Source organism: bacterium (assembly GCA_018812485.1).
In the GTDB taxonomy this organism is placed as follows: domain Bacteria; phylum JAHJDO01; class JAHJDO01; order JAHJDO01; family JAHJDO01; genus JAHJDO01.
Map to the genome: position 1 here is coordinate 1 of JAHJDO010000092.1, position 2,122 is coordinate 2,122.

2 protein-coding genes are annotated in these 2,122 nt (G+C 34.6%); both read left to right on the forward strand.

The genetic code is table 11. From position 1 onward, the window contains the following. Window positions 1-231 precede the first annotated feature (231 nt). Window positions 232-372: a DUF2080 family transposase-associated protein gene (locus KKC91_07330; protein MBU0478363.1), complete on the forward strand. Its 141-nt coding sequence runs from the start codon at window positions 232-234 to the stop codon at window positions 370-372. Then, window positions 369-1,718, forward strand: coding sequence for an IS66 family transposase (locus KKC91_07335; protein ID MBU0478364.1), 1,350 nt, complete (start codon window positions 369-371; stop codon window positions 1,716-1,718). Before KKC91_07330 ends, KKC91_07335 begins: the two co-directional genes overlap by 4 nt. Window positions 1,719-2,122: the final 404 nt, after the last annotated feature.

The window sequence follows — 2,122 nt, forward strand, 5'->3', positions numbered from 1 at the left end:
AATTGGCTGTAGGGAGAAGCGTTTCTGTTATGGGCATTCCAAAGTTCAGGATGATAATATGCACTAAGCTGAAAGTGCTTGATAAGGGGATTGATGGGAGTGAGCAGAGGAAACTGGTGGTTTAGAATGAAAAAACGTATGCATTAAGCTCTAGTCTATATTCTTAAATTTCCTATTATATCCTACATCACAATAAAATATAAATATAGGTTAGCTACATTGTAGCTAATAATGAAAAAACAAACAAAAATAGAATTAAATGGCTTCGAAATGCTTGAAAAGCAAGTAAATAAAAGCGGGAATAGTGGACGTGTTTATGTACCAATTGAATGGGTTGGAAAAAGAGTAAAAATAATACTTCTGGAACAATGAATAAGTTAAGGTTAAGCAAAAGATTAGATGATAAATCCAAGAAAGAGATTATCGATAAGTATATTGAATTATATGAGAAGTTTGAAACTATCAAGAAAGAAAAAGAGAAGCTTGAAAAAGAAATCCACAAATACAAAAATGCTAATACACCTTCTTCCCAAAAGAGATTTGAAAAAGTAGAAGTTCAGGGTCTTAAGGTTGGTCGAAAGAAAGGAAAGAAAAGCCACCATAAAGGAAAAACTAGACAAAAAGAAAAAAAATACAAAGTAGTTGAAGTAACAGCAGCCTTCAACCCATCCAACGGCAGCACAAATATAAAACCTCTAGATTATTTTGAGGAGTTCCCTGTTATAGACTTTAAGATTGTAAAGATAACAAGGCTATTCAAGTGTCGGTACTATGAAGATTTAGATACTGGTGAGGTCTTTCATGCCACCCATCCGTGTATCCCCCATAAAGGTATTTTTGGAAAAAGTGTTGAAGCTTTTGTAAATCTATTGAGGTGGAAATGCAGGGTTCCATTTGACAAGATTGCCTTTACTTCCACGCACGTACTTAACATTCCAATGTCTACAACAACGGCATGGGACATATGCAATCGCACCGCAGATAAGGTTTCTCCCCATTATGATAAGCTAAGAAAAGATATCAAAGAAGAAAAAGCAGTTAATGGAGATGAAACAGGAGCAAAAAGAAACGGTCTTCCCGGATGGCTATGGGGTTTTTTCTCATTAAATATCGCATTATTTGTCTTTAATATTCAACGTGGAGGGGATATCATAAAAAGAGTTCTTGGAAAAGAATATAGTGGTGTCCTTGGCTGTGACGGCTGGTCAACATATGCTACATTCTCAAAAGAAATTGGAATTCTGCTTCAGCGTTGTTGGGCACATGCCATTAGAGAGCTAAAAGAAATCTGCTATAAGAAAAAGAAGCCTGACAAAAGTCTAGTTAAGGCGTATGAGTGGCTGTGTGAAATATTTGAGAAAGTAAAAGAAGCAAGGAAATATAAGAGTCAGGAGATGCGAGAGCAATTGTATGTGGAGTTAATAGAAGAATTAAACACGTGGATTCAGGTTTACAAGCCATACAGAAGATTAAGGAAGTTTGTTAACAAGATGGAGAATGCTGAAAACTTTTGGTTTACTTGCATTCTACACTTGGAGATTGAACCAACAAATAACAGGGCTGAACGAGGATTAAGAGCATGGAGAGTACTGGAAAAAATTATTGGATGTTTAAGGTCAGAACAAGGATTTAGGACAACAGAGATAATGATGAGTTTGTTTGGCACATGGGATTTAAGAAATATCAATCCATATGAGCAGTTAAAAGCTATCGTCTAGGAGTTAATACGTACATATTTTTTAAGATAGAAAATTAAATGGGCTAAACATCCTAATACTGTCCCGCCATAAATTGTCCAGTTCATCAATTTGAATTCTGATTTATGCTGTAATAATAAGGCTGGATTATTGATTGCTAGTGTGGTGCTATAGAATAGCCAGCTCCCTATAATTATTAGATATAGGATATCTACATAATTCCGCATATCTTTATCTTATCCATAATATTACAGTTAATAACGTATTATGGAACGCTTTGAAAAAGCCCACTCGACAAGAGCCAACTTCATCTTATTAATCCAAAATTAGATTACCTGTATGAATTCATTCCTCTCCTTTGTTCTTTTCTTATATTTTTCACATTTCCTTTTAATTTATCCTAACAATCTTACTGTTTTCATGAT

Excerpts from the sequence above, each read along its gene's own strand:
- KKC91_07330 (MBU0478363.1), top strand. The coding sequence starts at position 232 with ATGAAAAAACAAACAAAAATAGAATTAAATGGCTTCGAAATGCTTGAA.
- KKC91_07335 (MBU0478364.1), top strand. The coding sequence starts at position 369 with ATGAATAAGTTAAGGTTAAGCAAAAGATTAGATGATAAATCCAAGAAA.